28 protein-coding genes, 1 tRNA gene and 1 pseudogene are annotated in these 26,989 nt (G+C 68.8%); 13 read left to right on the forward strand and 17 right to left on the reverse strand.

The features are described from left to right. Nucleotides 1-4: 4 nt before the first annotated feature. The gene (gene hpf / locus D187_RS13890; protein WP_002621491.1) at nt 5-349 is read right to left on the reverse strand and encodes a ribosome hibernation-promoting factor, HPF/YfiA family; all 345 of its coding nucleotides are present in this window, start codon (nt 347-349) and stop codon (nt 5-7) included. Nucleotides 350-502: 153 nt separating this feature from the next. On the opposite strand from hpf, the gene D187_RS13895 reads away from it, so the two are divergent. Beyond that, nucleotides 503-871, forward strand: a complete 369-nt coding sequence (locus D187_RS13895) for a response regulator (RefSeq protein WP_002621492.1) — start codon at nt 503-505, stop codon at nt 869-871. A 61-nt stretch (nt 872-932) separates the two neighbouring features. After that, nucleotides 933-1,373, forward strand: a complete 441-nt coding sequence (locus tag D187_RS13900; RefSeq protein ID WP_002621493.1) for a putative signal transducing protein — start codon at nt 933-935, stop codon at nt 1,371-1,373. Between the two features lie 35 nt (nt 1,374-1,408). Here D187_RS13900 and D187_RS13905 read toward each other — a convergent pair whose 3' ends face one another. Together D187_RS13905 and D187_RS13910 are read right to left on the reverse strand one after the other, a co-directional pair. Further along, on the reverse strand, nt 1,409-2,323 hold the full coding sequence (locus D187_RS13905) for an N-acetylmuramoyl-L-alanine amidase-like domain-containing protein (RefSeq protein WP_002621494.1): 915 nt from the start codon (nt 2,321-2,323) through the stop codon (nt 1,409-1,411). Further along, nucleotides 2,320-3,306: a HEAT repeat domain-containing protein gene (locus D187_RS13910; RefSeq protein ID WP_002621495.1), complete on the reverse strand. Its 987-nt coding sequence runs from the start codon at nt 3,304-3,306 to the stop codon at nt 2,320-2,322. The genes D187_RS13905 and D187_RS13910 overlap by 4 nt, the downstream gene beginning before the upstream one ends. A 160-nt stretch (nt 3,307-3,466) precedes the next feature. On the opposite strand from D187_RS13910, the gene D187_RS13915 reads away from it, so the two are divergent. Both D187_RS13915 and D187_RS13920 read left to right on the forward strand, forming a co-directional pair. Next, a complete protein-coding gene (locus D187_RS13915) occupies nt 3,467-3,790 on the forward strand; it encodes a DUF4398 domain-containing protein (protein ID WP_002621496.1) in 324 nt (107 codons plus the stop codon). Nucleotides 3,791-3,809: 19 nt separating this feature from the next. Further along, a complete protein-coding gene (locus D187_RS13920) occupies nt 3,810-5,315 on the forward strand; it encodes an OmpA family protein (RefSeq protein WP_002621497.1) in 1,506 nt (501 codons plus the stop codon). Between the two features lie 119 nt (nt 5,316-5,434). On the opposite strand, the gene truD is transcribed toward D187_RS13920, so the two are convergent. The 3 genes from truD to D187_RS13935 are packed head-to-tail and all read right to left on the reverse strand — an operon-like array spanning nt 5,435 to nt 8,664. Next, on the reverse strand, nt 5,435-6,457 hold the full coding sequence (gene truD / locus D187_RS13925) for a tRNA pseudouridine(13) synthase TruD (RefSeq protein ID WP_002621498.1): 1,023 nt from the start codon (nt 6,455-6,457) through the stop codon (nt 5,435-5,437). A 1-nt stretch (nt 6,458) separates the two neighbouring features. Next, entirely contained in the window at nt 6,459-7,871 is a 1,413-nt protein-coding gene (locus D187_RS13930; protein WP_002621499.1) for a DUF4388 domain-containing protein, read from the reverse strand. Nucleotides 7,872-7,878: 7 nt separating this feature from the next. Further along, the gene (locus tag D187_RS13935) at nt 7,879-8,664 is read right to left on the reverse strand and encodes a DsbA family protein (RefSeq protein WP_211241507.1); all 786 of its coding nucleotides are present in this window, start codon (nt 8,662-8,664) and stop codon (nt 7,879-7,881) included. Nucleotides 8,665-8,907: 243 nt separating this feature from the next. On the opposite strand from D187_RS13935, the gene D187_RS13940 reads away from it, so the two are divergent. Both D187_RS13940 and D187_RS13945 read left to right on the forward strand, forming a co-directional pair. Further along, entirely contained in the window at nt 8,908-9,951 is a 1,044-nt protein-coding gene (locus tag D187_RS13940; RefSeq protein ID WP_002621501.1) for an asparaginase, read from the forward strand. A 76-nt stretch (nt 9,952-10,027) separates the two neighbouring features. Then, complete coding sequence (locus D187_RS13945) at nt 10,028-10,942, forward strand: GGDEF domain-containing protein (protein WP_020918025.1); 915 nt, start codon at nt 10,028-10,030, stop codon at nt 10,940-10,942. A gap of 16 nt (nt 10,943-10,958) precedes the next feature. Here D187_RS13945 and D187_RS13950 read toward each other — a convergent pair whose 3' ends face one another. Together D187_RS13950 and D187_RS13955 are read right to left on the reverse strand one after the other, a co-directional pair. Further along, the gene (locus D187_RS13950) at nt 10,959-11,873 is read right to left on the reverse strand and encodes a GGDEF domain-containing protein (protein WP_002621503.1); all 915 of its coding nucleotides are present in this window, start codon (nt 11,871-11,873) and stop codon (nt 10,959-10,961) included. Between the two features lie 80 nt (nt 11,874-11,953). Continuing rightward, nucleotides 11,954-13,552: a HEAT repeat domain-containing protein gene (locus D187_RS13955; RefSeq protein WP_002621504.1), complete on the reverse strand. Its 1,599-nt coding sequence runs from the start codon at nt 13,550-13,552 to the stop codon at nt 11,954-11,956. Nucleotides 13,553-13,671: 119 nt separating this feature from the next. Here D187_RS13955 and rpsU point away from each other — a divergent pair, with 119 nt between their 5' ends. From rpsU to D187_RS13980, 6 genes are all read left to right on the forward strand, one after another. Continuing rightward, the gene (rpsU, locus tag D187_RS13960) at nt 13,672-13,866 is read left to right on the forward strand and encodes a 30S ribosomal protein S21 (protein ID WP_002621505.1); all 195 of its coding nucleotides are present in this window, start codon (nt 13,672-13,674) and stop codon (nt 13,864-13,866) included. A gap of 88 nt (nt 13,867-13,954) precedes the next feature. Beyond that, nucleotides 13,955-14,416 (forward strand): GatB/YqeY domain-containing protein, encoded by a 462-nt coding sequence (locus tag D187_RS13965; protein WP_002621506.1) that lies wholly within the window; start codon nt 13,955-13,957, stop codon nt 14,414-14,416. A 238-nt stretch (nt 14,417-14,654) separates the two neighbouring features. Next, the gene (gene dnaG, locus D187_RS13970) at nt 14,655-16,553 is read left to right on the forward strand and encodes a DNA primase (protein WP_051256347.1); all 1,899 of its coding nucleotides are present in this window, start codon (nt 14,655-14,657) and stop codon (nt 16,551-16,553) included. An 89-nt stretch (nt 16,554-16,642) separates the two neighbouring features. Next, on the forward strand, nt 16,643-18,802 hold the full coding sequence (rpoD, locus tag D187_RS13975; protein WP_002621508.1) for an RNA polymerase sigma factor RpoD: 2,160 nt from the start codon (nt 16,643-16,645) through the stop codon (nt 18,800-18,802). 80 nt (nt 18,803-18,882) lie between these two features. Then, on the forward strand, nt 18,883-19,266 hold the full coding sequence (locus D187_RS51615) for an MGMT family protein (RefSeq protein ID WP_002621509.1): 384 nt from the start codon (nt 18,883-18,885) through the stop codon (nt 19,264-19,266). Continuing rightward, nucleotides 19,257-19,329 (forward strand) — tRNA-Ile (locus tag D187_RS13980). The genes D187_RS51615 and D187_RS13980 overlap by 10 nt, the downstream gene beginning before the upstream one ends. A gap of 197 nt (nt 19,330-19,526) precedes the next feature. Here D187_RS13980 and D187_RS59210 read toward each other — a convergent pair. The 8 genes and pseudogenes from D187_RS59210 to D187_RS14020 form a co-directional block, all read right to left on the reverse strand. After that, nucleotides 19,527-20,627 (reverse strand): annotated as a pseudogene (locus D187_RS59210) (tyrosine-type recombinase/integrase); the annotation flags it as partial. Nucleotides 20,628-20,629: 2 nt separating this feature from the next. After that, nucleotides 20,630-20,905, reverse strand: a complete 276-nt coding sequence (locus D187_RS13990) for a helix-turn-helix domain-containing protein (RefSeq protein WP_063724974.1) — start codon at nt 20,903-20,905, stop codon at nt 20,630-20,632. A 12-nt stretch (nt 20,906-20,917) separates the two neighbouring features. After that, nucleotides 20,918-21,127 carry a helix-turn-helix domain-containing protein gene (locus D187_RS13995; RefSeq protein WP_002621511.1) on the reverse strand — a complete coding sequence of 70 codons (210 nt, stop codon included), beginning with the start codon at nt 21,125-21,127 and terminating at the stop codon, nt 20,918-20,920. Then, nucleotides 21,124-22,389 carry a DUF3987 domain-containing protein gene (locus D187_RS14000; protein WP_162159640.1) on the reverse strand — a complete coding sequence of 422 codons (1,266 nt, stop codon included), beginning with the start codon at nt 22,387-22,389 and terminating at the stop codon, nt 21,124-21,126. Before D187_RS14000 ends, D187_RS13995 begins: the two co-directional genes overlap by 4 nt. A 119-nt stretch (nt 22,390-22,508) precedes the next feature. Beyond that, complete coding sequence (locus D187_RS14005) at nt 22,509-23,189, reverse strand: hypothetical protein (RefSeq protein WP_002621513.1); 681 nt, start codon at nt 23,187-23,189, stop codon at nt 22,509-22,511. A 401-nt stretch (nt 23,190-23,590) separates the two neighbouring features. Further along, entirely contained in the window at nt 23,591-23,839 is a 249-nt protein-coding gene (locus D187_RS14010) for a helix-turn-helix domain-containing protein (RefSeq protein WP_051256349.1), read from the reverse strand. Nucleotides 23,840-23,980: 141 nt separating this feature from the next. Continuing rightward, on the reverse strand, nt 23,981-24,562 hold the full coding sequence (locus D187_RS14015) for a hypothetical protein (protein ID WP_155893338.1): 582 nt from the start codon (nt 24,560-24,562) through the stop codon (nt 23,981-23,983). A 327-nt stretch (nt 24,563-24,889) separates the two neighbouring features. Further along, on the reverse strand, nt 24,890-25,201 hold the full coding sequence (locus D187_RS14020; RefSeq protein ID WP_211241508.1) for a helix-turn-helix transcriptional regulator: 312 nt from the start codon (nt 25,199-25,201) through the stop codon (nt 24,890-24,892). Between the two features lie 125 nt (nt 25,202-25,326). On the opposite strand from D187_RS14020, the gene D187_RS49875 reads away from it, so the two are divergent. Continuing rightward, complete coding sequence (locus tag D187_RS49875) at nt 25,327-25,824, forward strand: hypothetical protein (protein WP_002621516.1); 498 nt, start codon at nt 25,327-25,329, stop codon at nt 25,822-25,824. A gap of 211 nt (nt 25,825-26,035) precedes the next feature. Here the strand turns inward: D187_RS49875 and D187_RS55105 are convergent, their stop codons facing one another. Further along, nucleotides 26,036-26,983 (reverse strand): hypothetical protein, encoded by a 948-nt coding sequence (locus D187_RS55105; RefSeq protein ID WP_155893339.1) that lies wholly within the window; start codon nt 26,981-26,983, stop codon nt 26,036-26,038. Between the last annotated feature and the right edge of the window lie 6 nt (nt 26,984-26,989).

The raw sequence follows: 26,989 nt of genomic DNA on the forward strand, positions 1-26,989 counted from the left end.
GCTGCTAGAAGCGCACGTCCTGGGGCAGGCCGTCGTTGCTGATCTCCCGGCGCTTCTCCACGGTGCGCTTGATGGTGTTCTCCAGCCTGTCGCGCACCGAGTCGATGGCCTGGAACATGGTCTCGGCCGTCTCGGTCACGTGGATGCTGGAGAAGCCCGCCATGCGCACGGTCACCCGGCACTCCTGGTCCACGCCCCCCTTGGAGCCGTTGATATCCACGAGGGAAATATCCACCTCGCTCGCCTCATCGTCGATGAACTTCGCGATGGGGTCCACCAGATGCCGCGTCGCATAGTCCCGAAGCGAGTCCGTCAGCTGCAGATGGACTCCTCGCATCAACACCTTCATGGTGTCACCTCCCCTTGGTCTCCCCAGAGTGGGCAGTCCCGGCGCATTCGGTGAGCGGGGGGTAGCGCGAACGTGCCCGCCCGGCCGCTCTCCAAGGGTAGGGGCAAGGCTCCATGGGGATGTTTTCGTGTCGTCATTAGGTTGAGCGTTCGAATGGGTGAGCGAATCGGAGAGCGGATCAAGGTCCTGCTGGTCGAGGACGACGGAGACAGCCGCGAGCTCCTCGCGGAGCTGCTCGAGCTGGACTTCGACGTCATCACCGCCGCGGACGGAGTGGCGGGGCTGCGCGCGTTCGTGGACGATCATCCGGACGTGGTGGTCACGGACGAGTCATTGCCGGGCATGTGTGGAACAGCGCTCGCCCAGGAGGTCAAGAGCCGACAGCCCAAGGCGGGGGTGGTGCTCGTGTCCGGGTATTCGAACGTGGACTCTGGCTACTGCGACGTGGTGCTGCGCAAACCGATTGATGTCGAGCGTTTGTCAGCCGTCGTCGGAAGCCTGGGGGAAGCAGCCAGGCACTGAGGCGGGGCGTGCTAAAATCGTGCTCGGTTGCCAGGGTGTAGGTCCTGCGAAGGGAGGCACGATGAAATACTGCATGCAGTGCGGTTCCGAGTACCAGGAGGGCGTGACGGAGTGTGCGGACTGTCCCGGAACCGCCCTGGTGGACGCGGAAGCGATGCGTCAGCGCCACATTCCGCTGCCCGGTGAGGGGGAAACCCGGAAGTTCGTCCGGGCGGCCACGGCCGAGGATCCCTTCACCGCGGAGGACTATGTGCGGCTCCTGGAGATCCAGCGCATCCCGGTGTTCATCCGGCCACGCCGCTCGGGCTCGGTGGACGTGCTCACCACGGGGACGCTGGAGCCCTGGTGGGAGATCATGGTGGGCGAGGAGTTCCTCGAGCGCGCCGTGCAGCTCATCGCCCAGGAGAAGCGGCAGTTGGAGGAGACCTCGGCCGAGGCCGCCCTCGCCGCCGAGGAAGAGGAGCGCGAGACGGAAGGCTCGCTCCCACCCGGCACGTTGTGAACCTGGCGTGAACCCGGCCCGTCCCCTCGGAGCCGCTACGGCGTGGAGGCCGCCGAAGCGCCGGTCTCCGAGGGCGCGCGGACCTCGAAGAGGCTCACGCCGGTGACCTTCCACTTGTCGTATCTGGCGTTGCGCGCGAGGAAGCTCTCCAGGTCCTCGTCCACCACGCGGCCGTTGCCATCCACGCCCCGCCGCGCGTGCCGCAGCCAGGTACGGCGACCCTTCTGCACCACGAAGCCCAGGTGCGTCACCCGGGTGGCCTTGAGCGGCAGGTCCTCGCGCAGCACGACGAGGATGCTGCCCGAGGGCACCTGCCGCGCATGCGCCAGCACCCGATCCAGGGGAATCATGTCGAGCGACCAGGTGCCCCGTGGCTGGTGCGCCGGGGACAGGCCCAGGGCGAGCGAGGAGCGCGAGGTCCAGGTGAGCGCGTTGAGCGTCTTGCTCACCCGCACCGTGTCCGCGCCCCCCAGCCGCCGCGTCACGTCCACCAGGAAGCCCTTGCGCTGGTTGTTGGGCAGCCACTGGGCCTCCATGAGGTGGTTGCGGTCCTCATAGGTGGCGGTGTTCGCGTAGCGCAGGCGCTCGAGCAGCCCCGGCACCTCCACCGCCGAGCGCGCCAGGCTCAGGGCCACGGACTGTTCCACGAAGGTGAGGCAGTCCACCGCGTCCAGCCGGAAGGTGGGATCCGGATCCACCCCGCCGCCCTCCCCCAGGGGCGAGTGCACGTAGGGCGTGCCCAGGAAGCGCTCGCTCACGCGCAGCAGCCGCTCGCCCAGGGGCAAGAGCGCGTCCCCGGAGATGAGGTCCGCCCGCTCCCGCTCGCCGAGCGACGCCCACACCACGGGGGCGCCGGAGGGCAGCACGCCCCCGGCCTTCGCCATCCGTGGCGACGGCGCCGGAGTGGCCACCTGGGCGAGCACGGCCGCCATCAGGGCGGCGGCCATCATTTCGCCACCCCCGCCGCGCGGAGAATGGCCTTGCGCTCGTCATCCGCGAGCTGGAGCGTCTCCAGTTCCTTCTCGTAGGTGAGCTTCTCCTCGCCGTTGGCGTTCCACGAGGCGAGCACCAGCCACGACACCATCGTCTTGTCGCCGCCCTGGGCGAGGATGCGGGCCGCGCCCGCCGCGAGGCCCCGGTCCTTGTCCTCGAGGAGCGGACGCAGGGCCGGCCCGGTCTGCTTCACCGGCAGCCCCTCGTAGAGCCCGAGCCCCTGGCGGCGCACGAGCCGGTCCTCGGAGGCGAGCAGCTTCTTCGCGAAGGCGAAGCCCTCGGGCGCACCCAACAGGCACAGCCCCCGGGCCGCGGCGAAGCGCGTGCTCTCCGAGCTGTCATCGAGGAAGGCCTCGAGCGCCTTGGCCTGCTTCTTGTCGCCCGCGGCCCCCACCGCCTCCAGCATCCACACGCGCGTCTGGGGATCCGCCTCGGTGCGCGCCTGGGTGACGAGTGTCTTGCCCACCCGGGGGTCGTGGCTGGCCCCCAGGGCACGCGCCACCTCGCGGCGCACCCCGTATGACTTGTCCTGCAAGAGCGGCAACAACACGTCGACGCGCTTGCTGCCCAGTCGGCCCAGGCCCTGCGCCGCGTACATGCGCACCGCGCTGTCCTCGTGCCCGGCGAGCTGCGCCAGCAGCGGCTCGGCCGCGCGCGTCTCCAGACCGGCCAGCACCGCCGTCAGGTCGCGCAGCCGCCGCGGATCCATCTCCTGGGAGATGCCCCGGGCGAGCTGCTGCGCGGCGTAGGGCTCCTCGCGCAAGACACGCAGGCGGGAGATGGCGGTGGGCACCGGCAGGGCTCCGTCGATGACCTGCTCGACGAGCGCCTGGGTCTCGGCGCGCCGCCCCATGCGCTTCTGCACGGAGGGGGGCGCGGCGATGGCGAGGGAGGACACGAGGGGCAACAGGAGCAGCAGGCGGACGAGCGGGGTTCCCACGGGGGGCGCAGGATGGCAAGCCCCGTGCGCGCCTGTCAAAAACCCGGCCCGGGCCTGCTTCCTCCCCCGGGACGTCCTTCGCCCCGATTCTTGACCCTCCCCGGGGCGATTGATACGACCCCACCCAGTGTCTTCCAGCCCTGATGCCGAGGCCTCTCCGATGAAGCGACTCCTCGTACTGGTGGCGGTGGCGGGAGCCCTGAGTGGCTGCGGCCCCATCAAGTCCACTTCCCACCTGCTGGACGCCGAGGTGCAGATCCAGGCGGCCCGCACCGCCGGGGCCGAGACGCTCGCGCCCTACGAGTGGACGGCCGCCAACCTCTACATCCACAAGGCGCGCGAAGAGGTGAGCTACTCGGACTACCAGTCCGGCGTGGACTTCGCAGAGAAGGCCGCGCGCTATGCCGCCGAGGCGCGTGAAAAGGCCCTGGCCGTGGCCAACGACAACACCGACGGCGCTGCCTCCCCCCGCCCCAACCCCTGACGCAGGGAGCTCCCTACCGATGCGACGTCTCCTCGCCCCCGCGCTGCTGCTGCTGCTCGGCTCCTCCTGTGTGAGCGGAAACAAGGTCCGCGCGGACTCCGAAGTCATCCAAGCCAGCATCGAGCGCGCCCACCGCAGCGGCGCCATGCGCTGTGCCCCCGTGGAGCTGGCCGTCGCCGAGGCCAACCTCGACTTCGCCCGGGGCGAGCTCGGCCAGGGCGCCAGCTACCGCGCCTCCGAGCACATCCGCACCGCCGAGGCCGCCATCAAGCGCGCGCTCGATCTCTCCAAGGACTGCGCGGCCCCGCGGGTCGTCTACGGCAAGGAGCAGCCGGAGGCCCCGGAGCAGACGCCCGCGGACACCACCCCCCGGCCCCAGCAACAGGTGGTGGTGCAGATCGAGGAGAAGGACACCGACGGCGACGGCGTGTCCGACAAGGACGACCCCTGCGCCGACCGCGCCGAGGACTTCGACGGCTTCGAGGACTCGGACGGCTGCCCCGAGCCGGACAACGACGGCGACGGCGTGCTGGACGGCAACGACAAGTGCCCGCTGACGCCCGGCCCCCTGTCCAACCAGGGCTGCCCGCAGGATGCGCCCTCGGACAGTGACGGCGACGGCATCCCCGACGACGTGGACAAGTGCCCGCAGCAGCCCGAGGACAAGGACGGCCACGAGGACTCCGATGGCTGCCCGGATCTCGACAACGACAACGACGGGCTGCTCGACAGCGCGGACAAGTGTCCCGACGCCTCCGGGCCCATCCAGAGCATGGGCTGCCCCCGCTCCGACAAGGACGGCGACGGCATCGAGGACGCGCAGGACAAGTGCCCGGACGAGTCCGAGGACAAGGACGGCTTCCAGGACGAGGATGGCTGCCCGGATCTCGACAACGACAACGACAGCATCCCGGATGCCATCGACCGCTGCCCGCTCGTGGCCGGCCCCCTGGAGAACGGTGGCTGCGCCGACACGGACAAGGACGGCGACGGCATCATGGATCGCCAGGACGTGTGCCCGGATCAGGCCGGCACCCAGGAGCTGCGCGGCTGCCCGGATCCGGACCGCGACCAGGACGGCATCCCCGACCGCATCGACGTGTGCGCGGACGAGCCCGGCGTGAAGGAGGAGCGCGGCTGCCCCAAGAAGTACAAGATGGTGGTCGTCAAGAAGGACAAGATCGAGATCAAGAAGCAGATCAAGTTCGCCTCCGGCTCGGCGAAGATCATCGGCAAGGAGAGCTTCACCATCCTCGATGACGTGGCGCAGGCGCTGCGCGACATGCCCACCATCAAGAAGATCCGCATCGAGGGACACACGGACTCGGTGGGCAAGCCCGTCAACAACATGAAGCTGTCGCAGGCCCGCGCGGACTCGGTGATGGCGCAGCTGCTCAAGCGCGGCATCGATCCGGGCCGCATGCAGGCCGTGGGCTACGGAATGGAGAAGCCCGTCGCCTCCAACCTCACGGCCAAGGGCCGCGCGGAGAACCGCCGCACCGAGTTCAACATCGTCGAGCAGTAGTCCCCTCCTCCCACTCGGGAGGGGAACCCCGGGAGGGTGCCGCGCGCCACCAGGCCGCGAGCACCCTCCTTCCATTTCGGGGGGCGATTGTCGTGGGACGGACGCCCGGGGGGAGGCGCTCAGCCGTCCTTGAGCAGCTCGTGGAGGACCTCGGTGGCGTAGGAGCCCTTGGGCAGCTCGAACGCGAGCCGCAGGTCCGCGCCCTCCACCTCCAGGGACACGCCACCGAGCCGCACCCGGTAGGGCCTGCGCCCGCCCTGGGTCTCGTCGCCCCCGCGCCGGAAGTCCTCCAACGTCACGCCCTCGTCCGCGAGCAGCCTCGCCTCCGCCTCGGCCACCGCGTGGGCCGCCGCGGTCATCTTCGGCCCGAAGAGCGGACCGGCGGGGCTCACCTCGAAGGCGGCCACGCGGGGAGCGTCCACCTCGGGGGCCTCGCACACGAAGAGGCCCCCCGAGTCCTCGCGGCGCAGCACGTCGCCCGCGAGCGCCGTGTCGAAGGTGCCCGCGCGCAGCCGCTCCACCAGGGCCCGGTTGAACAGGCGGGACTGGAAGGCGGACAGGTAGAGCTTGCGCTGGAACTTGTCGGGGCGGCGCGGCAGCCGCTGGCCGAGCACCAACAGGCGGCCGAAATCCGCGTTGTCGCCCTCGCGGCCGAAGCGCTGATCCCCGAAGTAGTTGGGCAGGCCGCGCGCCTCCAGCCGGGCGAGCGTCTCGCGCGCCGCGCCCACGTCCCGCACGTCACGCAGGCGCAGCCGGAAGCGGTTTCCGCGCAGGTGCCCGGTGCGCAGCTTGTTGCCGTGACGCTTGCTCCACAGGACGCTCACGCCCTCCAGCGCGAAGCCGGGCAGACGCGCCTCGGCCCTCGCGGGCACGGAGAGCAGTTGCCGGGTGATGGCCTGCCGGTCCTTCATCCCCGCCACGCCCACCTCGCCCTCGTCCACCGCCAGGGCGGCCGCCAGGGCTTTGACCACCTCGCGGGTGTCACGGCCCCGCTTCTCCAGCCACAGGTAGAGGTGCTCCCCCTCCCCCGAGGGCAGGTACGCGGGGAGCTCCTCCACCTCGAAGTCCTCGGGGACGAGCTTGAAGCCGCCGCCACACCCGGGAACGTCCTGGGTCAACCGGGGCCGCTCGGCGGCCACCATGTCACCCACCTCCCAGCGTGGAGAGCATGTCCTTCACGCGCCGGGCGAGATCCTCGTCGGCGCGCGACTCGAGCAGCTCTCCGGCCTGGAAGAGGAGGAAGAACATCACGTCGCTGAGCGCCTGGCGGAAGGCGGCCACCGGCTCCGAGCCCATCGAGCCGCGGTGCTGATCGTACGCCTCGCGCAGCTTCGTCTCCGACAGGCTGCCATCCGCGGCGAAGGACAGCCCCGCCAGCACCGGCGAGGACGACAGCGCCTGACCCGACAGCGCGGCGTTGGCCGAGGCGATGAACTCGCGCGCCAGGCCCTGCTTGGCCACCTCGGTGGCGATCTCCCGGAAGATGCGGTTGAAGACGCTCACCACCTCGCTCACGGCCACCACCGGGGGTGGCTCCTGGTGCGCGGTGATGGCGCGGATGCCGGACTGGCTCATGCGCACCGCCGGAATGCCCGTGGAGGAGGGGCGCACCACGGGGATGCCCATGATGCTGCGCGGGCGCACCGTCGGCAGCCCCGACATCGACGGCACCGGACTGCCCAGGGCCTTGTCGGACAGGCTCACGAAGCCGCCCTCCAGCAGGCCATAGACGACCTTGGTGACGTCGAACTCGGACAGGCGGCTGGCCTGCCCCAGCTCCAGCAGCGTGCGGCGCCCGTCCACCAGCCCCAGCACCCTGTCCTCGTCCGGCTCCAGCTTGGCGAACGTCGGCCCCTTGCGCAGCACGTACAGGCGGCTGTGGGGGATGCGTTTGCGGAAGTGCGCCAGCTCGTCGATCTTCCGGATGCTGTCCATGAGCAGGCTCTGCGTGGACAGCTGGATGTTGTGGCCGAGCTTGTCCTCCACCGGCTGGTCCACGAGGAAGAAGCTGCCCTCGCGGCACAGGACGATGGAGTGGAAGATCTCGCTCACCTGGTGCGTGACGCACCGGAAGAGATCATGCGCCTGCAACAGGCCGCGCTCCACCAGGGTGCGGCCAATCTTGGAGGGAGGCTGCTCGCGCAGCACGGCCTCGAGTTGGGCGCGGTCCACGTAGCCCAGGCGCACGAGCACCTCGCCGAGCCGGTCCGCCGCCACGTCCGAGGTGGCCCCACGCACCTCGCCCTCGCGCATCACCACCGAGCGCTCACCGCTGGGGGCCTGCACCCGCACGATGCCGCTCCAGCGCGACTGGCTGAGGAAGGCGATGAGGTCGGACAGCGGAAAGCCGGACGCGTCCCCGGAGAGCACCACGCGCGGGGTGGGCAGCGAGCCCCCCTCCGCGGGCGAGCGCGAGAAGACGAGCAGATCCGGAGAGGTGGGCTGCAGGATGTAGGAGCCCGCGCGGCCCGCCAGTCCGGACGGCGACGGCGGGGACACACCGGGCCGCTCGTCGGGGACGAGCTGGGAGCCCTCGATGCGGAAGCGCGCGCTCATGAGCCCGTCAGTCCGCGGCCCACGCGTTGTTGTTGGCGCGCCACGTCGTCTCGTCCTCGAGGGCGTGCGAGAGCATGTCCTCGGTGAGGCCCAGCTTCAGGTCGTTGAAGCGGCCGTTGAAGAAGAGGCTGGGCGTGCCGCGGACGTTGGCGCGCGTGCCCATCGACTTGTACTTCTCCAGCTCCTGGGCGTAGGTGCCCGCCTGGAGCGCCTTCTGCAGCTCGGCGCCCTTGAGGCCGAGCTTGTTGGCCAGCTCCACGAGCGTCGCGGTGGACAGGCGGTGGGCGTTCTCGAAGATCGCGTCGTGCATCTCCCAGTACTTGCCCTGGTCTCGCGCCCACAGCACCGCCTGGCCGGCGGGCACCGCGTTGGCGTGCATGGGCAGCGGATAGGGCACGTTACAGAAGCGCACCTTGGTGGCGTTCTTCTTCGCGAAGGCCTCGAGCACCGGCCGGGCCTTGCCGCAGTAGGGGCACTCGAAGTCGGAGAACTCCACCAGCGTCACCGGGGCCTTGGCGTCCCCCATGCACATGCGCGGGTCCACCTCGAACTTCTGCCGGGGCGCGCGGAAGGAGGCGTAGTACTCGGAGAGCGCGACGATGATGTCGGTGGCCGGCACGCCCGCGGCGGCCTGCCGGGCGGCGAGCCGCGTCATGCGCTTGGCATGCTGGCAGCTGGTATGCCCCTTGAGGCACTGGCCCAGCGTATGGGGGCAGCCGCAGTAGCAGAATTCATCCGAGAGCACCGTGGCCAGCTCGTGCTGGGCCGCGGGCGACAGCACGGAGAAGTCCATGCCGGGAATGCCCTGGAGGGCCGAGGTCCCGGATGCGGCGGGCGGCGGGGGAGCGGCGGGCTTGGATGGGGCCGGAGGGGTCGGCGGAGCCGCCTCGGAAGAGGGAGCGCCGGCGAGAGCCGTCAGCGCCAGGGAGAGAGCCAGGAGGACGCGGTTGCGACGGGCGGGGAGCACATCGCCGGTTTAGCCATGCGCGCGAGGCTTGTAAAGCAACCCTGGCTCTGCCAGGGAAGAGCCCGTCCCATGCCCAGACTCCTCCTGCTGCACACGGGCGGCACGTTGGGGATGGCCGGAGGCCGGCCGTCCGCGCTGCGCCCCGCCGCCTTCTTCAAGACGCTCAAGTCCCGCTGCCCTGAACTCTTCCAGCTCGCCGATATCGAGCTGGAACTCTTCTGCAACCTGGACAGCTCGGAGATGCAGCCCGCGCTGTGGAGCCGACTCGCCACGCACCTGCACCGTCGGCTGCCCGACTTCGATGGCGCCGTGGTGACCCATGGCACCGACACGCTCGCCTACACGGCCAGCGCCCTCTCCTTCATGCTGCCCGGCCTGGACAAGCCCGTGGTGATGACGGGCTCGCAGCGGCCGCTGGGCGAGGTGCGCTCGGACGCGCGGCTCAACCTCATCGACGCGGTGCTCTCCGCCCTGCAGGGTCCACCCGAGGTGAGCATCTGCTTCGACTCCCATCTCTACCGCGGCAACCGCGCCCGCAAGGTGAAGGTGGCCGAGTACGACGCCTTCGACAGCCCCAACTACCCCCTGCTCGGCACGCTTGGAGTGGAGGCCCTCTTCGCCCCTGGTCTCAGGCAGAAGGGCCCCCGGCGCCTGCGCGAGCGGCTCGAGTCGCGCGTCTTCCTCCTCAAGGTCTTCCCCGGGCTGGATCCCGCGCTGCCCCTGGCGCTCCTGCCCCAGGTGCGCGGTCTGGTGCTGGAAGCCTATGGCGCGGGCAACTACCCCCTGGATCCCACGCTCGGCCATTCCCTGCTGCCGCTGTTCCGCGAGGCGCGCGCGCGGGACGTGCCGGTGGTGGTGGTGAGCCAGGCCCACCGCAACGGCGTGGACCTCTCCCTCTATGAATCCGGCGCGGCGGCACTCGCCGAGGGGGCGCTGAGCGGGGGAGACATGACGCCCTCGGCGGCGCTCGTGAAGCTCATGCAGGGGCTCGCCTACCACCAGGACAAGGAGGCGCGGGCCCGGTTCATCCAGACGCCGATTGTCGGCGAGATGACCGATCGCCCCTCGAATGTTCACGGGACTCCGGCCAAAAAGTCGAGACGCGCCCGTTAAGAGGGATCATGGCGGGGCGGGTGGCCCGAGGTCTGCTTGCTGCTACCAATCCTCGACCCATAAGATGGGGGGCACGATGTCCGACGAGAAGACCGCCGTCCATTCCATCTCGGACCTGCTGGGAGCCGCCGCGCCACAGCAGAGCGCGTATCTCATCGTGATCAGCGCGAAGTCGGCCTCCGGCATCGGGCGGATGTTCAAGCTGGATCGCTCCGAGACGGTGCTCGGCCGTAGCGTGGAGGCGCAGTTCCAGGTCGAGGACGATGGCATCTCGCGCAAGCACGCCAAGGTGGTGTCGCTCGGGGATGGCCGCTTCCAGCTCGTGGACCTGGGCAGCACCAACGGCACGTTCCTCAACGGCCTGAAGGTGAGCGCCGCGCCGCTCTACGATGGGGACAAGATCCAGATCGGCTCCAACACGGTGCTCAAGTTCTCCATCCAGGATCAGCTGGAGGAGGCCTACCAGCGCAGCATCTACGAGTCGGCCACGCGCGATGGACTCACGCGCCTGTACAACAAGAAGTACTTCATGGAGACCTTGCGCAAGGAGTTCTCCTACTGCCTGCGCCACCGGGTGGCCCTGTCGCTGGTGATGTTCGACGTGGACCACTTCAAGAAGATCAACGACGTGTACGGGCACCCGGCGGGCGACTACGTGCTCACGCGCATCGCGCAGCGGGTGAGCGACACGGTGCGCACCGAGGACCTGTTCGCGCGCTACGGCGGCGAGGAGTTCGCCCTCATGCTGCGCGAGTCCGCCGAGGAGCAGGCCATGTCGTGCGCCGAGCGCTGCCGCGCGGCGGTGGACCGCACGGACTTCATCTTCAGCGGCACCCCCATCAAGGTGACCATCAGCCTGGGGGTGGCCACGCTGCACGACTCGGACTACGCCCAGGCCGAGGACATCATCGCCGCGGCGGACAAGTACCTCTACCGGGCCAAGCGCGCCGGCCGCAACCGCGTGGACGGCAAGGCCGTCAGCGGCTCCTGAGCCCGCCAGGAGCCGCTCAGGCTCCGGCCTCGGGTCCGGCCGTCTCCGCGAGCATCTCCACCCGGTTGCCCCCCGCCGCCCGGGCGGCGTCCAGCGAGCGCTGCGCCTGGCGCACCATGTCCGAGAAGGACTCGTCCCGTCCCGGCGCGAGCGCGGACAGCCCCACGGACACGGTGGGCCGCAGCACCTGATCATCGAAGGCGAGGCTGGAGCGGGCCACGCGCTCGCACACCCGGCGCGCCACCGTCTGGGCGCCGGCCAGGTCCGTGTGCGGCAGGAGCAACAGCACGCGATCCGCCGAGTACTGCACCGGGAAGTCCGTGTCACGCAGCGAGCGCCGGATGGCGAGCGCCAGTCCGCCGTGGAGCTGCTCGCGCAAGTGGCGATCCACCTGCACCGGCAGCGCATCGAAGGCCACCAGCGCCAGCGCCAGCGGCAGGCCATAGCGCCGCGAGCGCTTCACCTCCACGAAGACGAGGTCCTTGAAGTGTGGGAAGGCATAGAACTGGGTGAGGGGATCCAACAACCCCTCGGACGGCAGCCGCACCACCTCGGCCACCCCAGCGGACCGGCCCTTGCGAGCGGGCGCGCCACGCGAGAGCGTCCGCAGCTTCACCAACTCCGGCAGCCGCACCTGCAAATCCTTCGCGGACACCGGCAGGGGAAGCACGCCATCGGCGAAGCCCGGCGCCTTGCCCGGCTCCTCCCGCGCGAGCAACACGAGCGCCCCCGGCAGCCGCGCGCGCACCTGGCGCGCCACCTTCGCGGGCTCCTCCACCGAGGGCCCCAGCACCACCACCTGCGCCCGGCCCTCCTCCTCGCCCCACTCCGCCGCCGCGGAGACCTCGAGGCCCGCCTTCTCCAGGCCCTCCTTCAGCTTGCGGCGCCCGGCGGTTCGCGGCTCGACGACGATGGCTCGTGTGACCTTCATGCTCACCTCTCCAGACATCGCACCCTACAGACAGGCCCTCGATGGCGGCAAGGGGAACGAGAGGGCCGGCGCTCCCCGCGCTAGGGAGGGTTGAAGCCGAGCCGCTCCAGGCCCCGCCGCGCCACGTGCTGGACGTGGGAGTCGGGGTCCTTGGACAGGGCCTGACTGAGCGCGGAGGCGGCGAACGGACCCCCCAGAACACCCAGGGCCCGCGCCGCGGCCACGCGCACCGCGGCCACGCGGTCCTCCCGGAGCACGAGGGCCAGGGGCTTCACATCCTGCGCGCGGCCCAGGCGCTCCAGGGTCTCGATGGCGGCTTGCCGCACCTCCGGGGACGCGGCGTCCAGCAGGGCCACCACGTCCTCGGCGCGCTCCTTCTGGCGGTGCTGGCCCACCACGAAGAGGGCCGCGACCACCACCTCCGGCGCGGCATCCTCGAGCGCGGCGGCGACGGCCCCATCCCCCAGCGCCGAGCGCGGCTGGGCGAGTGCCCGCACCGCGCCCGCGCGCACCTGGGGCTGCGCGTCCGTGAGGAAGGTGGACACCTCGTCGAAGTGGCGCCTGGCGAGCTTCTCGCACTCGGACAGCCTCGCCACCGCCTCGCCGCGCGTGACGGGGGCGAGCCGGGTGTCCCGCGCCAGCTCCAGGAGGAAGGAGTCACACCGCTTGTCCGCCGCGGCCACCTCCCACCAGGCACGCCGGGTGGCGGGCTCGGAGTCAGCCGTCCGGAGCCATCGGCCCGCGGCCTCCGTGAGAGACAGGCCCTCGGACTGGGCGAGGGCCCGCGCCGCGATCTGACGGATGCCCGGGTCCTCGTCCCCCAGAGCCCGCTCCAGCTCGCGCCGCGCCAGGGGGCCATAGAGCCGCAGGGACTGCACGGTGGCGCGCCGCGAGGCGACATCCGGCGCGGCCAGGCCCTTCTGCAGCGCCTCCAGCTCCTGGGAGTACACGGCGAAGAGGCGGTTGATGAGGACCTGATCCGCGGGCTGTTTGGCCTCCAGCAGGAGCAGGCGGCCCACGGAGGTGTTCTGCTTGTCCGCCACCCAGAGCAGCGCGGAGGCGGGGGCGGCATCGGCGGATTCGGGACGCTGGGCCAGGGCCTCCAGCACCACCCGGGCGGGTGTCCGGCCGAGGAAGGTGGCCAGGTGCAGCAGCGCCTCGCCCCGGAGCGCCGCGTCCTCGGCGTACACTTCCACCTCCAGGGCCCGCCGCACCGCGTCACGCTTCTCCCAGACACGGGCGGCGGCCGCGGGTCCCCGCGCGCCCGCGTCCTTCAAGAAAGACGCCGTGGAAGCACCCGTGGCGGCGGCGGCCCGGACAGCCGTGACACACGCGACCAGCTCGTCCCGGGCAGGGATGTCGCTCACCCAGTCGGCGAGCATCCGCCGGTCGAGGACGCCCTGCTGCTTTGCCTGGGCACGTACCGCCCCCCAACGCACCCGCCAGTTCGGGTCCCCCAGCGCCGAGCGCAGCGCCGCCTGGGCAGCGGGCTCGGACTTCTCGGCCAGCTCCAGCAGCCAGCCCTCGGCACGGCCCGAGGTGAGGCAGGTGCGGCAGACGCGGGCGCGCAAGCCGGGGTCCTGCACGTGGCGCTGGCAGGCCGTCCAGCACCCCGTCGCCCCCTGGGAACCAGGCTGACCGGCCGACAAGAGGAGCAGCAGCAGGAGGGAGGCAGTCACGGGGGGTGCACTCTAGCGCAGCCGCCCCATCCTTTTCCGAGGGCGTCCTTGCGTTTTCACCGCCGCTGCGTCATATCGGCGCCCCCCAACCCTCAACGCATCCGGAAGGAGGTGACGATATGCCCGGCATTCGAGTCAAGGACGGCGAGTCCATCGAGAGCGCTCTCAAGCGCTTCAAGAAGGCCACCGAGAAGGCTGGAATTCTCTCCGAGATCCGCAAGCGCGAGCACTACGAGAAGCCTTCCGTGAAGCGGAAGAAGAAGGCTCTCGCGGCCAAGAAGCGCGCGGTGAAGAAGGCGCGCAAGACGTACTAGCCGCACCACCGGGAGCCAGGGTTCGCGTCAGGTACGCGCCCTGGCTCTCGTCGTTTCAGCACCCTCCCCCACACGCCTGGAGACCTGTATGGCCACCGTCAGAGAGCGCCTCGACGCCGACCTCAAGGACGCGATGCGGTCGAAGAATGAGTCCGCGACCAGCGTCATTCGGATGATCAAGAGCGCCGTCAAGTACAAGGAAGTGGAGCCCGGAGCCACCAGCCCGCTCGACGAGGCGGGCATCCTCCAGGTGATCGGCACGCTCATCAAGCAGCGCCGCGACTCCATCGAGCAGTTCAAGGCCGGTGGCCGCGCCGACCTGGCCGAGAAGGAGGAGCAGGAGATCTCCATCCTCCAGAAGTACCTGCCCCAGCAACTCACCCCGGACGAGCTGCGCGCCGAGGTCCAGGCCGCCATCTCCGAGGCGGGTGCCAAGAGCGCCAAGGACATGGGCGCGGTGATGAAGCTGCTCACCCCCAAGCTCCAGGGCCGCGCCGAGGGCCGCGCCATCTCCGAGGAAGTGAAGAGCCAGCTGTCCAAGCTGTCCTGACGTCCCCGGCCTCGAGCAGGGCGCCGGGCGATTTTTTGCTCGGCCCCTGATCGGCCGTTAAGGGTAGTCCCCGTCGCGATCCGCCTCCCTTGGGGGGCGGCGCACGACGCGCCGACATGCCCCTCCTCGTCCTCATCTCCTGTTCCGGCCGGACGCGCGCCGGTGGCCCCCTGGTGGCGGGCCGCTCGTGTGTCAGGGGGGCTTCCCATACTCGTCCGCGGGCGTCGGTGCGCGGACCATGGCGGCCCGCGCATCCCGGCCGCAAGGGGTGGATCTCGTGATCCCCGAGCACAAGATTCAGGAAGTCCTCGAGCGGGTGGATCTGGTGAGCCTCGTCTCGCGCTACGTGGAGCTGAAGAAGGCCGGGCGCGAGTACAAGGGCCGCTGCCCCTTCCACCAGGAGAAGACCCCCTCCTTCTACGTCATCCCCGAGAAGCGCTTCTACTTCTGCCACGGGTGCCGGGCGAGCGGCGACGCCGTGGCCTTCGTCCAGCGCTACCTGGGCAAGACGTTCATCGACGCCATCCGCGACCTGGCGCGCGAGGTGGGCGTGGACCTGGAGGCCGCGCAGGACCCCGCCGCCCGGGAACGGCAGCAGCTCAAGGAGGCCACGGACCTGGCCGCCGAGCACTTCCGGGCGCTCTTGTGGGAGGAGGAAGGACGCCAGGCGCGCGACTACCTCGCCAGCCGCGGCATCTCCGAGGAGACGGCCCGGGCGTTCGGCCTCGGGTGGGCGCCGGACGCGTGGTCGTCGCTCGCGGACAAGCTCACCCAGGCGGGCATGGTGGAATGGGGCCTGAACGCGGGCCTCGTCAACCGGCGCCAGAAGGGCGAGGGCTACTACGACTTCTTCCGCGGCCGCCTCATCGTCCCCATCCGCGCCCCCGAGGGCCGCCCCATCGCCTTCGGCGCCCGGCTGGTGGGCTCGGACGAGGGCCCCAAGTACCTCAACTCCCGCGAGTCCCGGCTCTACAACAAGAGCGAGACGCTCTTCGGCATGGATCAGGCGCGCGACGAGATCCGCCGCCGCAAGGCCGCCGTGCTCGTGGAGGGCTACTTCGACTGCATCGCCCTGCACCAGGAAGGGGTGAAGCACACGGTGGCGCTCTGCTCCACCGCCCTCACCCCGGGGCACCTCAAGGCACTCGGCCGCGCCGAGGCCCGGGAGCTCTTCCTCCTGCTCGACGGCGACCAGGCAGGCCTGGCGGCAGTAGAGCGCCTGGCTGGCCCCCTGCTCGCCGCGGGAGCCGCCGCCAAGGTGGCCTTGCTGCCCACGGGGGATGATCCCGACACCTTCATCCGCCGCGAGGGCACCGCCGGCCTGGAGCGGCTGCTCAACGAGGCCCGGCCCCTCACCGCCCACGTCTTCTCCACCGTCCTGCCCCAGGGCAAGGAGGCCAGCTTCGAGGAGAAGATGGCCGCGCTCGAGCGGCTCAAGCCCGTGTCGGCGCAGCTCCCGGTGGGGCTGGTGCGCTCGGCCTTCTTCGCCGCGCTGAGCGCCTGGTGCGGCCTGCCCGCCTCCGAGCTGGAGTCCGCGCTGCGCTCCAAGGCGCCTCCCCCTCCCCCCACCCCGGCGCCCCGGGCGGGTTCGTCCGCGCCTTCCGGCCGCCCGGGCCCCGCTCCCGGCCGGGCGCCCCCTCCGAGCGCCCCCGCCCAGCGCCCCCCTCCCGTCAAACCCCCGGACTCCCTGGAGGCGCTCTACGTCGCCACCATCCTGCGCGAGCCCCGGCTCATCGCCCGCGACACCTTCCGCGTCCATGACGAGCTGTCCCACTCCGGGTTGCGGCTGGTCCTCGCCCACGCTACCTCTGGCCATGGGGCCGAGGACGCCCTGTTCGAGGCCCCCGATCTCGTGAAACGGGCCGTGGAAGCCGCCATGCGCCAGCTCGCCTCCCTGCAGGGGTCCGCCCTAGAGCACTACTTCCTCCAGGTGTGCCGCTCCATCATGCTGCGCCGGATCAAACTCCAACTGGACTACATCGGCCGCGTGACGGGTCAGACCGCCGGCGCCATGGACCTGTCGGAGGAGGCCAAACAGCTCTTCGTCCAGCGAATGGAGCTGCTGGCGCTCAAGAAACGGGTGGAGGAGGAAACCCACCTTCCTGCGGGAACAAAGTCCCCAATGCAACCGGTTTGACTTCGCGTTTGTAAGAATCCTTCACTTTGCGATAGATCGCCCGGTTCGCTCCAGGCCAAGGCCCTGTTTTTCTAAGGAGAAGTACCCGAATGCCGACGCAGAAACCCTCCTCGAAGGTGGCCGTCAAGCCCAAGAAGAAGGTGGCCCCGGAGATCCGTAAGAAGAAGAAGTCTCCCGAGGAGGCCTCGGCTCAGGAGTCGGACGCCGGCGCCAGCCCCGCCCTTCAGGCGAAGAAGGCCGACAAGAGCGACAAGGCCGAGAAGGCCGCCGCCGCCGAGAAGGCCAACGAGACGCTCAAGAAGCGCAAGGCCGTCACCCAGGTGGACGACGGCGACGTCGACCCCGAGGAGGCCGCGGAAGAAGCCGCCGCCGCCGTCGAGGTGGACCCCGACGCCGTCGAGGACGAGGTGGACGAGGAGCCCATCGCCGACCGCAAGGAGGTCAAGGACCTGCTCGCCGCCGGCCGCGAGAAGGGCTTCCTCACCTACGACGAGGTCAATGACGCCCTGCCCGCGGACATCGTGTCGTCGGATCAGATCGACGACGTGATGAGCATGTTCGGCGACAACGACATCGAGATCGTCGACGCGCAGAAGGCCGCCCAGAACACGGAGATCAAGCCCACCGTCGCCGTCGAGGAAGAGCGCGCCGAGGCCGACGAGGACGAGAAGGACGAGGACGACGAGCCGGGTGGCAAGTCCAACGATCCCGTGCGCCTGTACCTGCGCAAGATGGGCAGCGTGAGCCTCCTCACCCGCGAGGGCGAGGTGGAGATCGCCAAGCGCATCGAGGACGGCGAGAAGGAAGTGCTGCGCGCGCTGCTCGCCTGCAGCGTCGCCATGGTGGAGATCCTCGACATCGGCAACAAGCTCAAGACGGGCAAGCTGCGCGTGCGCGACGTCATCAAGGACGCGCCCGAGGAGGCCCAGGGCGAGGCCGAGGAGGCCGAGGCCGCCGAGGAGACCCCCGAGGGCGAGACCCAGCCGCAGCAGCTCGCCCAGAGCGAGCTGAACAAGATCGAGCAGATCAACAAGCAGATCGAGCGCATCCGCAAGTTCGCCAAGGACTGCGAGGTGCTCGACGCGGAGCTCTCCAGCAAGAAGAAGCACACCGACGTCAAGCGCAAGGAGCTCAAGCAGGAAGTCAAGGACCTGCGCACCAAGATGATGGAAGTCCTGGAGGAGATGCGGCTGAACAAGAAGCAGGTCGACCGCATCGTCGGCAACCTCAAGGCCCTCATCGAGCGCGTGGAGAAGGCCGAGTCGGAGCTGCGCGAGCACGAGCGCCGCTACGGCATGTCCATCGAGCCCATGCGCGAGCTGCTGCGCGAGGCCAAGGAAGACCCCGAGGCGATGAAGAAGGCGCTGCGCAAGCTCAACGTCACCGCCGAGCAGCTCGAGGCGCTCGACCGCGACGTGCGCACCGCCACGCGCAACATCAAGCGCGTGGAGGAAGAGGCCAACCTCGAGGTGAACGAGCTGCGCCGCAACTACGAGGCCATCCGCTCCGGTGAGCGCCGCGCCGAGCGCGCCAAGACGGAGCTGGTCGAGGCCAACCTGCGCCTCGTGGTGTCCATCGCCAAGAAGTACACCAACCGCGGCCTGCAGTTCCTGGACCTCATCCAGGAGGGCAACATCGGCCTGATGAAGGCCGTGGACAAGTTCGAGTACAAGCGCGGCTACAAGTTCTCGACCTACGCCACCTGGTGGATCCGTCAGGCCATCACCCGCGCCATCGCGGACCAGGCCCGCACCATCCGCATCCCGGTGCACATGATCGAGACCATCAACAAGCTCATCCGCACCAGCCGCTACCTCGTGCAGGAGATCGGCCGCGAGCCGACGCCCGAGGAGATCGCGGAGAAGATGGAGCTGCCGCTCGACAAGGTGCGCAAGGTGCTCAAGATCGCCAAGGAGCCCATCTCCCTGGAGACGCCCATCGGCGAGGAAGAGGACAGCCACCTGGGCGACTTCATCGAGGACAAGAGCCTCGTATCGCCCTCCGACGCGGTCATCAACATGAACCTGGCCGAGCAGACCCGCAAGGTGCTCGCCACGCTCACCCCCCGCGAGGAGAAGGTGCTGCGCATGCGCTTCGGCATCGGCGAGAAGAGCGACCACACGCTGGAAGAGGTGGGCCAGGACTTCGAGGTGACGCGCGAGCGCATCCGCCAGATCGAAGCCAAGGCGCTGCGCAAGCTGCGCCACCCGAGCCGCTCCAAGCGCCTGCGCTCCTTCGTGGAGAGCTAGGACGAATCCGGCTGTAGTCACCGAAGCCCCCGCCTCCCTCGTGGACGCGGGGGCTTTGTTCTTGGGGAGGAGAGTCCACCATGGCCGTGAAGAAGAAGAGCCCGCGCCGCGAGGAGCCCACGCCTCCCCTCCCCTTCCCCGAGGCGGTGCGCCGGGCAGTGCGCGCCATTCCCCGGGGCGAGGTGCGCTCGTACGCGCAGGTGGCGCTCTACGCGGGACGGCCGGGGGCGGCGCGGGGCGTGGGCCGGGAGCTGAAAACGCTCGAGAACGTGCCCTGGTGGCGGGTGCTGCGCGCGGACGGGACGCTCGCGCCCGCGGTGGCGGTGGAACAGGCCCGGCGGCTGAAGGCCGAGGGGGTGCGACTGGAAGGCGAAGGCACCCGCTGGCGGGTGAAACGCCGAGGAGCTTTCCCGGCGCGGCGCGCTATTATAGCGTTTGACGTCGCGAGGTTCGAGGGCCCTTAGCTCAGCGGTTAGAGCTGTCGGCTCATAACCGATTGGTCCCTGGTTCGAATCCAGGAGGGCCCACCCCCCTTAACCTCGCGGAATTGCTCGGGATTTTTGTTTGGTGGCTCACCCGAGAAACCCGCCCCGGACGAGTTCCGCACCACCGGCGCACCACGGCGCGCGTTCGCGGCCAGCGAAAGCACCCGAGAAACGGGCTCCTCCACCGGCTGGAAGCGGAGCTGCTCCAGGCCCGCGCGCATGTCCTCCACGTCCAGGTGGCCGTAGACCCCCGCCGTGATGGTCGGCGAGGAGTGCCCGAGGATGCGCTGGACCACCGCCAGGGGCACCCGGGCCTTGAGGAGTAGCGTGGCCGTGGTGTGGCGCAGGTCGTGGAAGCGGATGGCGCGCGGCTTGGGCGCGGGCCACAGCGTGAAGCCACAGCCCGCCTTGGAGCAGCGGCGCACCTCGGAGGAAGCCGAGTGCTCGACGTGGCCGCAGCGGCGGCACTTGTGGGCCCACCCGTCCACGAGCTGCGCACGATTCAGGGCGGCCCGGAGCAGTTCGGCGAGGTCCACGTTCTGCGAGTGCATCGAGCCATCCGGGCGCGGGAACACCAGCTCCGAGGGGCTCTCCCGCATCGCCTGGACGAGATAGGGCCGCAGTTCGCTGTGAATGGGGACCACCCGGGCCCGGCCGCTCTTCGTGGTGCCCGCCTCCCAGCTCCGGGTGACGACGATCTCCCCCTGGGAGAGGTCCACGTCCCCTTTCTGGAGCGCCACGAGTTCACCCCGCCGCATCCCCGTGTAGACGGCAGTGGCGAAGAGACAGCGCCACTCGGTGGGCACCTCGGCGAGCACCGGCGCCACTTCCTCGGCGCGGAGATAGGTCGGCACGCGCTTGGGCACCTTGCGCCGGGGGACGGCATCCGCTGGGTTGGCGCCCCTCCACAGCCCACGCTGGATGGCCTTGGAGAAGACGGTCTGAGCGAAGCCCCGCAGGTTGTTGAGCGACTTCGGCGCGAGTGAATCCGTTGCGGCGGAGAGCGCCTCATCGATGCGAGCCGCAGTCACCTCGGGCAGCGCCAGCGAACCCAGCCGAGGGCGGAGGTGCTTCTCCGCCGCGCGCCGATCTCCCTGCGAGCGAAGCTGCCCGGCGAAGTGCTCCTCGTACCAGTCGAGCAGTTCTCCGAACGTCATCAACACCGGGCCCGCGAGGGGCTCCAGTCCGTGACGCTGGTACTCGGATTTGCGCTCCAGCTCACGCAACAACTCCTGAGCCTCGAGCTTCGTGGCGCAACTCGTCCGGCGCTGCATCCACTTGCCCGCCCCGTTCTTCCACTTCACGACCCAGGAGCCGTCACGCTTGAAGATGGTGGCCATGGTCAGATCTCCTTGAGGCGAACGCGCTTCGAGCCGAAGCGGGCGAACACTTCCAGCTTGCCCCCGAGCGCCTCGACGTAGCGCTGGAGCGTGGAGAGCCGGTGGTCCGCCCGGCGCTCCGCCTTGGACAACTCGGACTGATCCATTCCCGCAGCGGTGGCCGCTTCAACCTGGGTGAGGCCCCGCAGCCGCCGAAGTTCGGCCAGGGTGAGCACCTGTGGTGCTGGCGTGCTGCGCTTGGAACGGGGACGGCGTGCGGTAGTCACGGAAGAGAGCATGCACTTAACCTCCTAACGGCGCAACGAGGTGATGGAGCCACGAGGGGCGCGTTGGCGCTCCAGGAACGCGCGGATCTCCTCGGGGTGGAACCGCAGCGCCGCGCCGATGCGCACGCACGGGAGCCGCCCCGCCTCGGCTTCCTTGTAGACCCAGGAGGTGGACAGGGAGAGGAAGCGGGACACGTCCCGCACCTTCCAGAGGGGTTCGGGGTTGTTGCTCATGACTCACGCTCCGTGACGCTGGCCGAAGCCGGGGGATACTTCGCTTTCTTCTCTTCCTTCGCCGCAGCGGCGCCGTGGAACCAGCGCTCCGTAGGGCGGCCTCCGCTCGGTTGTTCTTCCATGTGAGCCGCGCCCGCTTCGGAGAGGGAGCCCAGCGCCATGTCGAGTTCTGCCCTCGTCACATGCCCCGTGAAGAGCTTCACCAGCTCAGACCGAGAAAGGCCCTCGGGACGTTCGCGGAGAGCCTCAAGGATGCGGTTCGCCCGTGGGTTCTGCTGAGCGCCGCCGAAGATGTGGCGCGCGCTGTCACTCGCGTAATCCATGAGCGCCAAGGCGGCGGAGAGGTGCTCCTCGTCGATGGCCTCGGATCTGGCGAGCAGCGCGTAGAGAAGCGAGAGCCTCACGACCTGCGCCTCAGCTCGGGAGGTGGCTTGACCGAACAGTCCGGGCTTGTCACTGGAGAGAGACTCGTACACCTCGCACCAGAGCTTCCGGGCTGCCTCCGATCTCTTCATCTCCCCCACGTCACGCGCCCAGCTCAGGACGCGAGCAAGGCGCGAAGAAAGCGAAGAAAGCGAACCATCTTCGAGGCGGCCTCCCTCGGGCAGGAGCTTGGAGCGGCGCGCGAATACCCACAGGAAGCGGTTGGCGAGGCCGTTGGACATGTCCGTAGCCGAGAGCAACGCGCGCAGTTCCGGAATCGTGATGTGCGTCACAACGGACAAGTGCGCTTCGGTGGCTCGCTGAGGCGTCCCCTTGGTGAGAACCTGGAGCGAGCCGGAATCCCAAGCCTCGCGGAGGATTGCGGAGAGGCTGTTCCCCTCTCGGTTCATCCGGCGGAGGACCGAAGAAAACTCCGACTCGATCACCGTCAACCGCTTGTCGGTGACTCCCGGGTCTTCGGCGGCCCCATCGCGAACGGCATGGATGAGCCCCTCGCCTGAACTGAGGCCCTTTTGAAGGCGGGGACCCCACTCCGGCTCCGCAGTCGCCAGGACTCGTTCCACCCATGACCAGGAAGTCCCCTTCCTGGCCTTGGCGCTCTGGCCAACGATGGCCGCGAAGAGGTTGGTGTGATGCCGGGTCGCCTCGACCTTGAAGAACGGCGAGCGACCCATCGCGTTGCCTGCTGCCACCAGGAACTGAACCAGGATGGCAGCCGGATCGGCTTCCGTGTGCGGCTCGATGGTGCGCACGAGGTCTCCAGCCAGGCCGTGGAGCGCGGGCGATTGCAGCGACAGACGCGCGGGAGGCTGTTCCATCCGCACGCCCCCCTTGGTCGTAGGAATTTGCGCGTCAGATACCGTCAGCTCAGGCAGCTTCGCGAGATCCGGTGGCCTCTGACCGGCACGTCTACGGGCATTCGCGTCCATGCCGCCCATCACTCGGCCCGCCCTGTGTTGTCGCGCTTCAACCTGCACCGTCCAGCAAGGCTGCTGGCAATTGTCCGCGCATACCGGTCGCCCGCCGCGTCCGGATGCGTCTCGATGGCCACGGTAGTGCCGTCGGGCACTCGTGCCGCGATGGCAGCCCCCCAGCTTCCCGACAGGACGCTGAGCACTGCGGGCGCGGCTTCGTCCGCGTCGCTGTAGTCCGTGGCGCGAGTGAGGAAGTCCGGAAGGCCCTCCATCACCCACAGGCCGCTTGTGACAACCAACTCCGAGGCGGGCAGCCCGTCCGCCAGGATCGCCCCTTCAAGCATCCGGCGGGCGAGCGCATCGGCCATCACGAGGCCACGCACTTCCGCACCCGCCGGGCTCGCGGCCTTGTGGGCTGGTAGCAGGTCTGCTCTCATATTTCGCGCGTGGAGGCTGGCCAGCGCGCCCGTATCGCTCCACAGGGGCACGATGAGCCGATGGCCGCTCCGGTCCCAGGCGTTCCCTTGGAAGCGAGCCCAGCGAGGCAGGACAACGCCCTTGGGGAGAGCCCGGGCAAGGTCCCTATCGTCCACGTCGGCCGCGTCGAGCCCGCGCGAGGTGAGCCACGCGGTCACCTCCACGTCATCCATCACCCGCCGTGCGGAGTTCCAAACCTCCGCCACTTCGAGCGCATTGGCGCGCACGGGCTCTGTCTCCTTCCTGGGTGGTGGAGCTGTCCAGGTGCGCACCTGCGGACCAGGAGCCGTGTCCGTTGGGTCCGGCGGGCAGAGACCGCGCTCGGCGCATGCGCGGCGGAGTTCGCCCCACTCCGAACCGAGAGCCCGTCGCTTGCCCGAGATGCGCCAGGACGCGATGTGGAGGGCATCGCCCTTCTCTCCGCATTCGAAGCACTCCCAACCGGAATCGTCGGGCCGGACCCCCACCGCCCCGCGCTTATCGTGTCGGCTCGGGTGCCTGGTCTCCGCCGAACACGCTGGACACGGGGACAGCCCATTGCGCCCCCTCGGCGCGAGTCCGAAGGATTGGGCCACATGCCGCACGCCCCATGCCTTCACGCACGCCATCCACGCTGGAATCGCGGCGCTCATTCGCCCCCCTTGCGCCCGAGGAGCGTGTCCACGTCTGTGGCCAGGGCATGAGCGAGGAGGTTGAGCGTCTCCGTGGTGGCCGCGCCGAAGCGTTCAGCGTCCCGGAGCCGAGGAATGGAGATGCCCGCCTTGGTTGCGAGCACCTGTTGAGAGAGACTACGGCTCTTGCGGAGCGCGATGAGGCGCTCTCCAAGCCCGGGAACCGTCCGTTTGCGAATGCTGATGAGCATGCGCGCAACGTGCATCCGCCCAGACGGCTCCGACGAGAGTCGGAGGTCGGAAATTCGGAGGGTCTGCCAACCGGGGAGATTCCGGAGCTTTTCCGACCGGGGTCGGAGGTCGGAGGTGAGTCGGAGGCGCGTCGGTCAGAGGTCGGAGGTCGGAGGCTACTTGGTCTCCCTCTGACGCCAGCTCTCGATTGCCGCTTTCAGCATGGGCTCAATCTCCGCGCGGCTCCACGTTCGAGGGGTGCGCAGCGGATTGTCGCCATCCTTCATGACCCCGGCCTTCTTTGCGAAGCTGCGCACGGCTGCCGGGTCGCTGCCGAGCACAGGCCCCCCTAGAGCTTTGATGAGGTCCCGGAGCCCATCGATTCCCTGGATGGAGGTGGCATCCGCTGCGCTGGCGGCAGTGCCTATCCCTTCCGCCGGAGCCAATTCAGGGGGAATCGTGAGGCCTTTCGACCGGGCCCACCTCAAGAACTCCGGCATGAGAACCTCACTCATGCCCTCTCGATCCATACTCCTCAAGTGGCATGTGAGTGTCCCTGCCGTCACGCTCGATTCCGCTATGCGCAGGAGGTCCCCAAAGGTTTCATCCGCGACTCGGAAATGAACCGTGCTCCAGGAGTACAGATTCGCGTCGACCCGTATGGAGTCCGGATCGAGACGGGCGAGCAACGCGACCCACTCGTAGAGGCGCGCACAGTCCATGAGCCGCCACTTTTCCCACTTCGGTTCTGATGCCATGGCGCCCCCAGAGCGCACCCCAGGGTCGAAAAAGCGCGGGCTGCCACGGCTGGGGGCTGTGGCCGACTGGCCAGTCGTGCCCGCACGACGATCCTTTACCGCGACGGACTGCTGGGGGCGAATACCCGGCATGGAGGCTTGCCCGGCGGGTGCGGCCATAGCGTCACCCGCGTGCGCTGCTACAGGCATGTAGCCAAGCCGCGCACACGATAAACGGGCCGTCTAGACTGGTAAAACCAGTATTCGTGGCCTGGGAGTCGGCTGCGCCATCCGCATCAACAGCCTGAAGTAGGCCGTTGAAGTGGGCGCGCACGGGACGTGCTCACCTCAGCGGCCCTGCTCTGAGGCTCCCTCGTCATCCGGCCTGAACAGGTCGCACAAGGAGATCCCGTAGGCCACCGAGGCCGCCACGAGGGTGGCCACGGTGGGGTTGGCGCCGCCGCTCTCCAGGCGCGGCATGTACTTGGGGTGGACCCCGATCAGTTCCGCAGCCTGCTCCTGGGAGAGCCCCTTGGCGTGGCGCGCATCTCGAAGCCTCTTGCCGAGCCGCTTCAACTCCCGTTTTACACGGGCATCCAGGTCTCCCGGTGGGGGACCTTCAGGCGGCTTGCGCGAGTGTGACTTGCCGGATGGGGACACGAGGGCAATCTCGCCCTGGTTACCTTTACATTACCACAAACTATAGTTTACCTTGAGCGTAGGCCCCAACCGACGAAAGGACGGCCTACATGCCCGATGAGACCGAAGTCAGGAGCCCTGACCCGATGGCGGTCAGCCTGGACCTGGAGCTGTTGACCCTGGCGAACGCCACGCGGGGCGCGGAGATCCTCGCGGACTACCTGACCCGCCAGGGCTTCCTGGATGACCCTTCGGAGAAGGATGCCCCCGTGTGCGTCTTCTCCATCCTCTCGCTGGTGGGAGGGCGCCTGGACCAGTTACGCCGGGTGGTGCGCGGCGAGGAGGACCCCGCGCACATCTGGGCCGCCCACAACGCGAGCACCCTCACCGAGTCACTGGCCGACGTTGACGGGGATATCGTCCTGTTCGCGTGGAAGGCCCGTGGGATGCCGCTGGTCCTCGCCCGCCCCTCCGCGTGGGGAGTCGAACCGAAGGAGCGTGAAGAGCGGAAAGCGGTGGACGTGGAGCCGAAGAAAGCGAGACGAGCCAGGGAGAGAAAGGTAAAAGAACCGGCTCCCGATTCCTCTCTCAATCCGGAGGAGGAGCCAAAAGAACCTTCCTCGCCGTCTTCCACTCCCGCCTGACAGACGGATTCAGCAAAGCCAACCGATGGGTGCGGAGATGCTCCATCGGTCCTGGCTCCAGGGTTGGTTTGGGCGGCAACGCAACTTTGATCCACGGAAGAGAGTCACCTGAGCGCCGAGAAAAGGTTGCTCTGAGCCAGCGCCACGAGGACATGTAGGTGGCGCTGTGTTCGGGGGGGGGGGATTGGCTGCTGACCTCGCCCTCCCCGAATTACGCTTCGCTGTCCGTGGAGCGGGGACGAGTCTTCTTGGCGGCAGCCTTACTGGCAGCGGCTTCGTGCTCCTCCCTAACGTGCGTGGCGAGCGTTTTGAGCCCAATTTGAGGGACCGCAGAAGCCAGCAGGCGCTGGAAAAAGTCCTCAATGCGGCTAGCGTGATGACTCGGGACGCTTACCCACTCTTGCATAAGATGCTCCCGCACCTCCCAGTGCTCGGCATCACTTCGTCGAAGGTCATATAGCCGTCGCAGCGGTCCTTCTGTAAAATATCTTTCTGTAAAATCTCTTCTTGGGAGTTCACTGTACGCCGCATGCATTTCGACCACGCCGAACACCCAATGGTCCGTCCCCCCATCCAATCGTTTGTCATTGATGATTAGATACTGTCGAGCATTAATCTCGTCGTGAATTGTGCCTCTTTCGACTGCCAGCAGTTCTCCCCCTGGTGTACGGTCAAAGAGGTAGAGGGCATGATTAACCGTTCCTGTGTAGCATACTTGTGACAGCACCCATTGGACGGCCTTTTCACGCTCGTTCGGTGTCGCGACACACCCAGACACCGCTTCAGCGCACGCAACGAACCTTTCAGCGGCCTCCCGCTCCGTAAGCGGGCGCTCCCCCAACCTCAGCAAAGCCATTGCAGTGCGAGATGGCGTCGTGAACCGCCGAACCCACATTTCATAGCCTTTGGAGAGCACTTGCGCAGCAACAGCGACCCAACTGAGCAATGCAATAAGTCCGTTGAACACAACGGATACCGCAATCTCCCACAGCAGAGAGCCGCCGCGCCTGAACTCCCCGGTGAAAAAGTTTTGCCGCACGCCAATTTTGGCGAGGTTCGTATGAAACACCGAGGTGCGCCGACAAAGCGCGTAGACGAGCTGAGCGCCACTCAGCGCCAGTGACACGCCAACACCTGTTTCATAGTCGAGGTGCACCACGTCGGC

Origin of the sequence: Cystobacter fuscus DSM 2262, assembly GCF_000335475.2 — a bacterium.
In the GTDB taxonomy this organism is placed as follows: domain Bacteria; phylum Myxococcota; class Myxococcia; order Myxococcales; family Myxococcaceae; genus Cystobacter; species Cystobacter fuscus.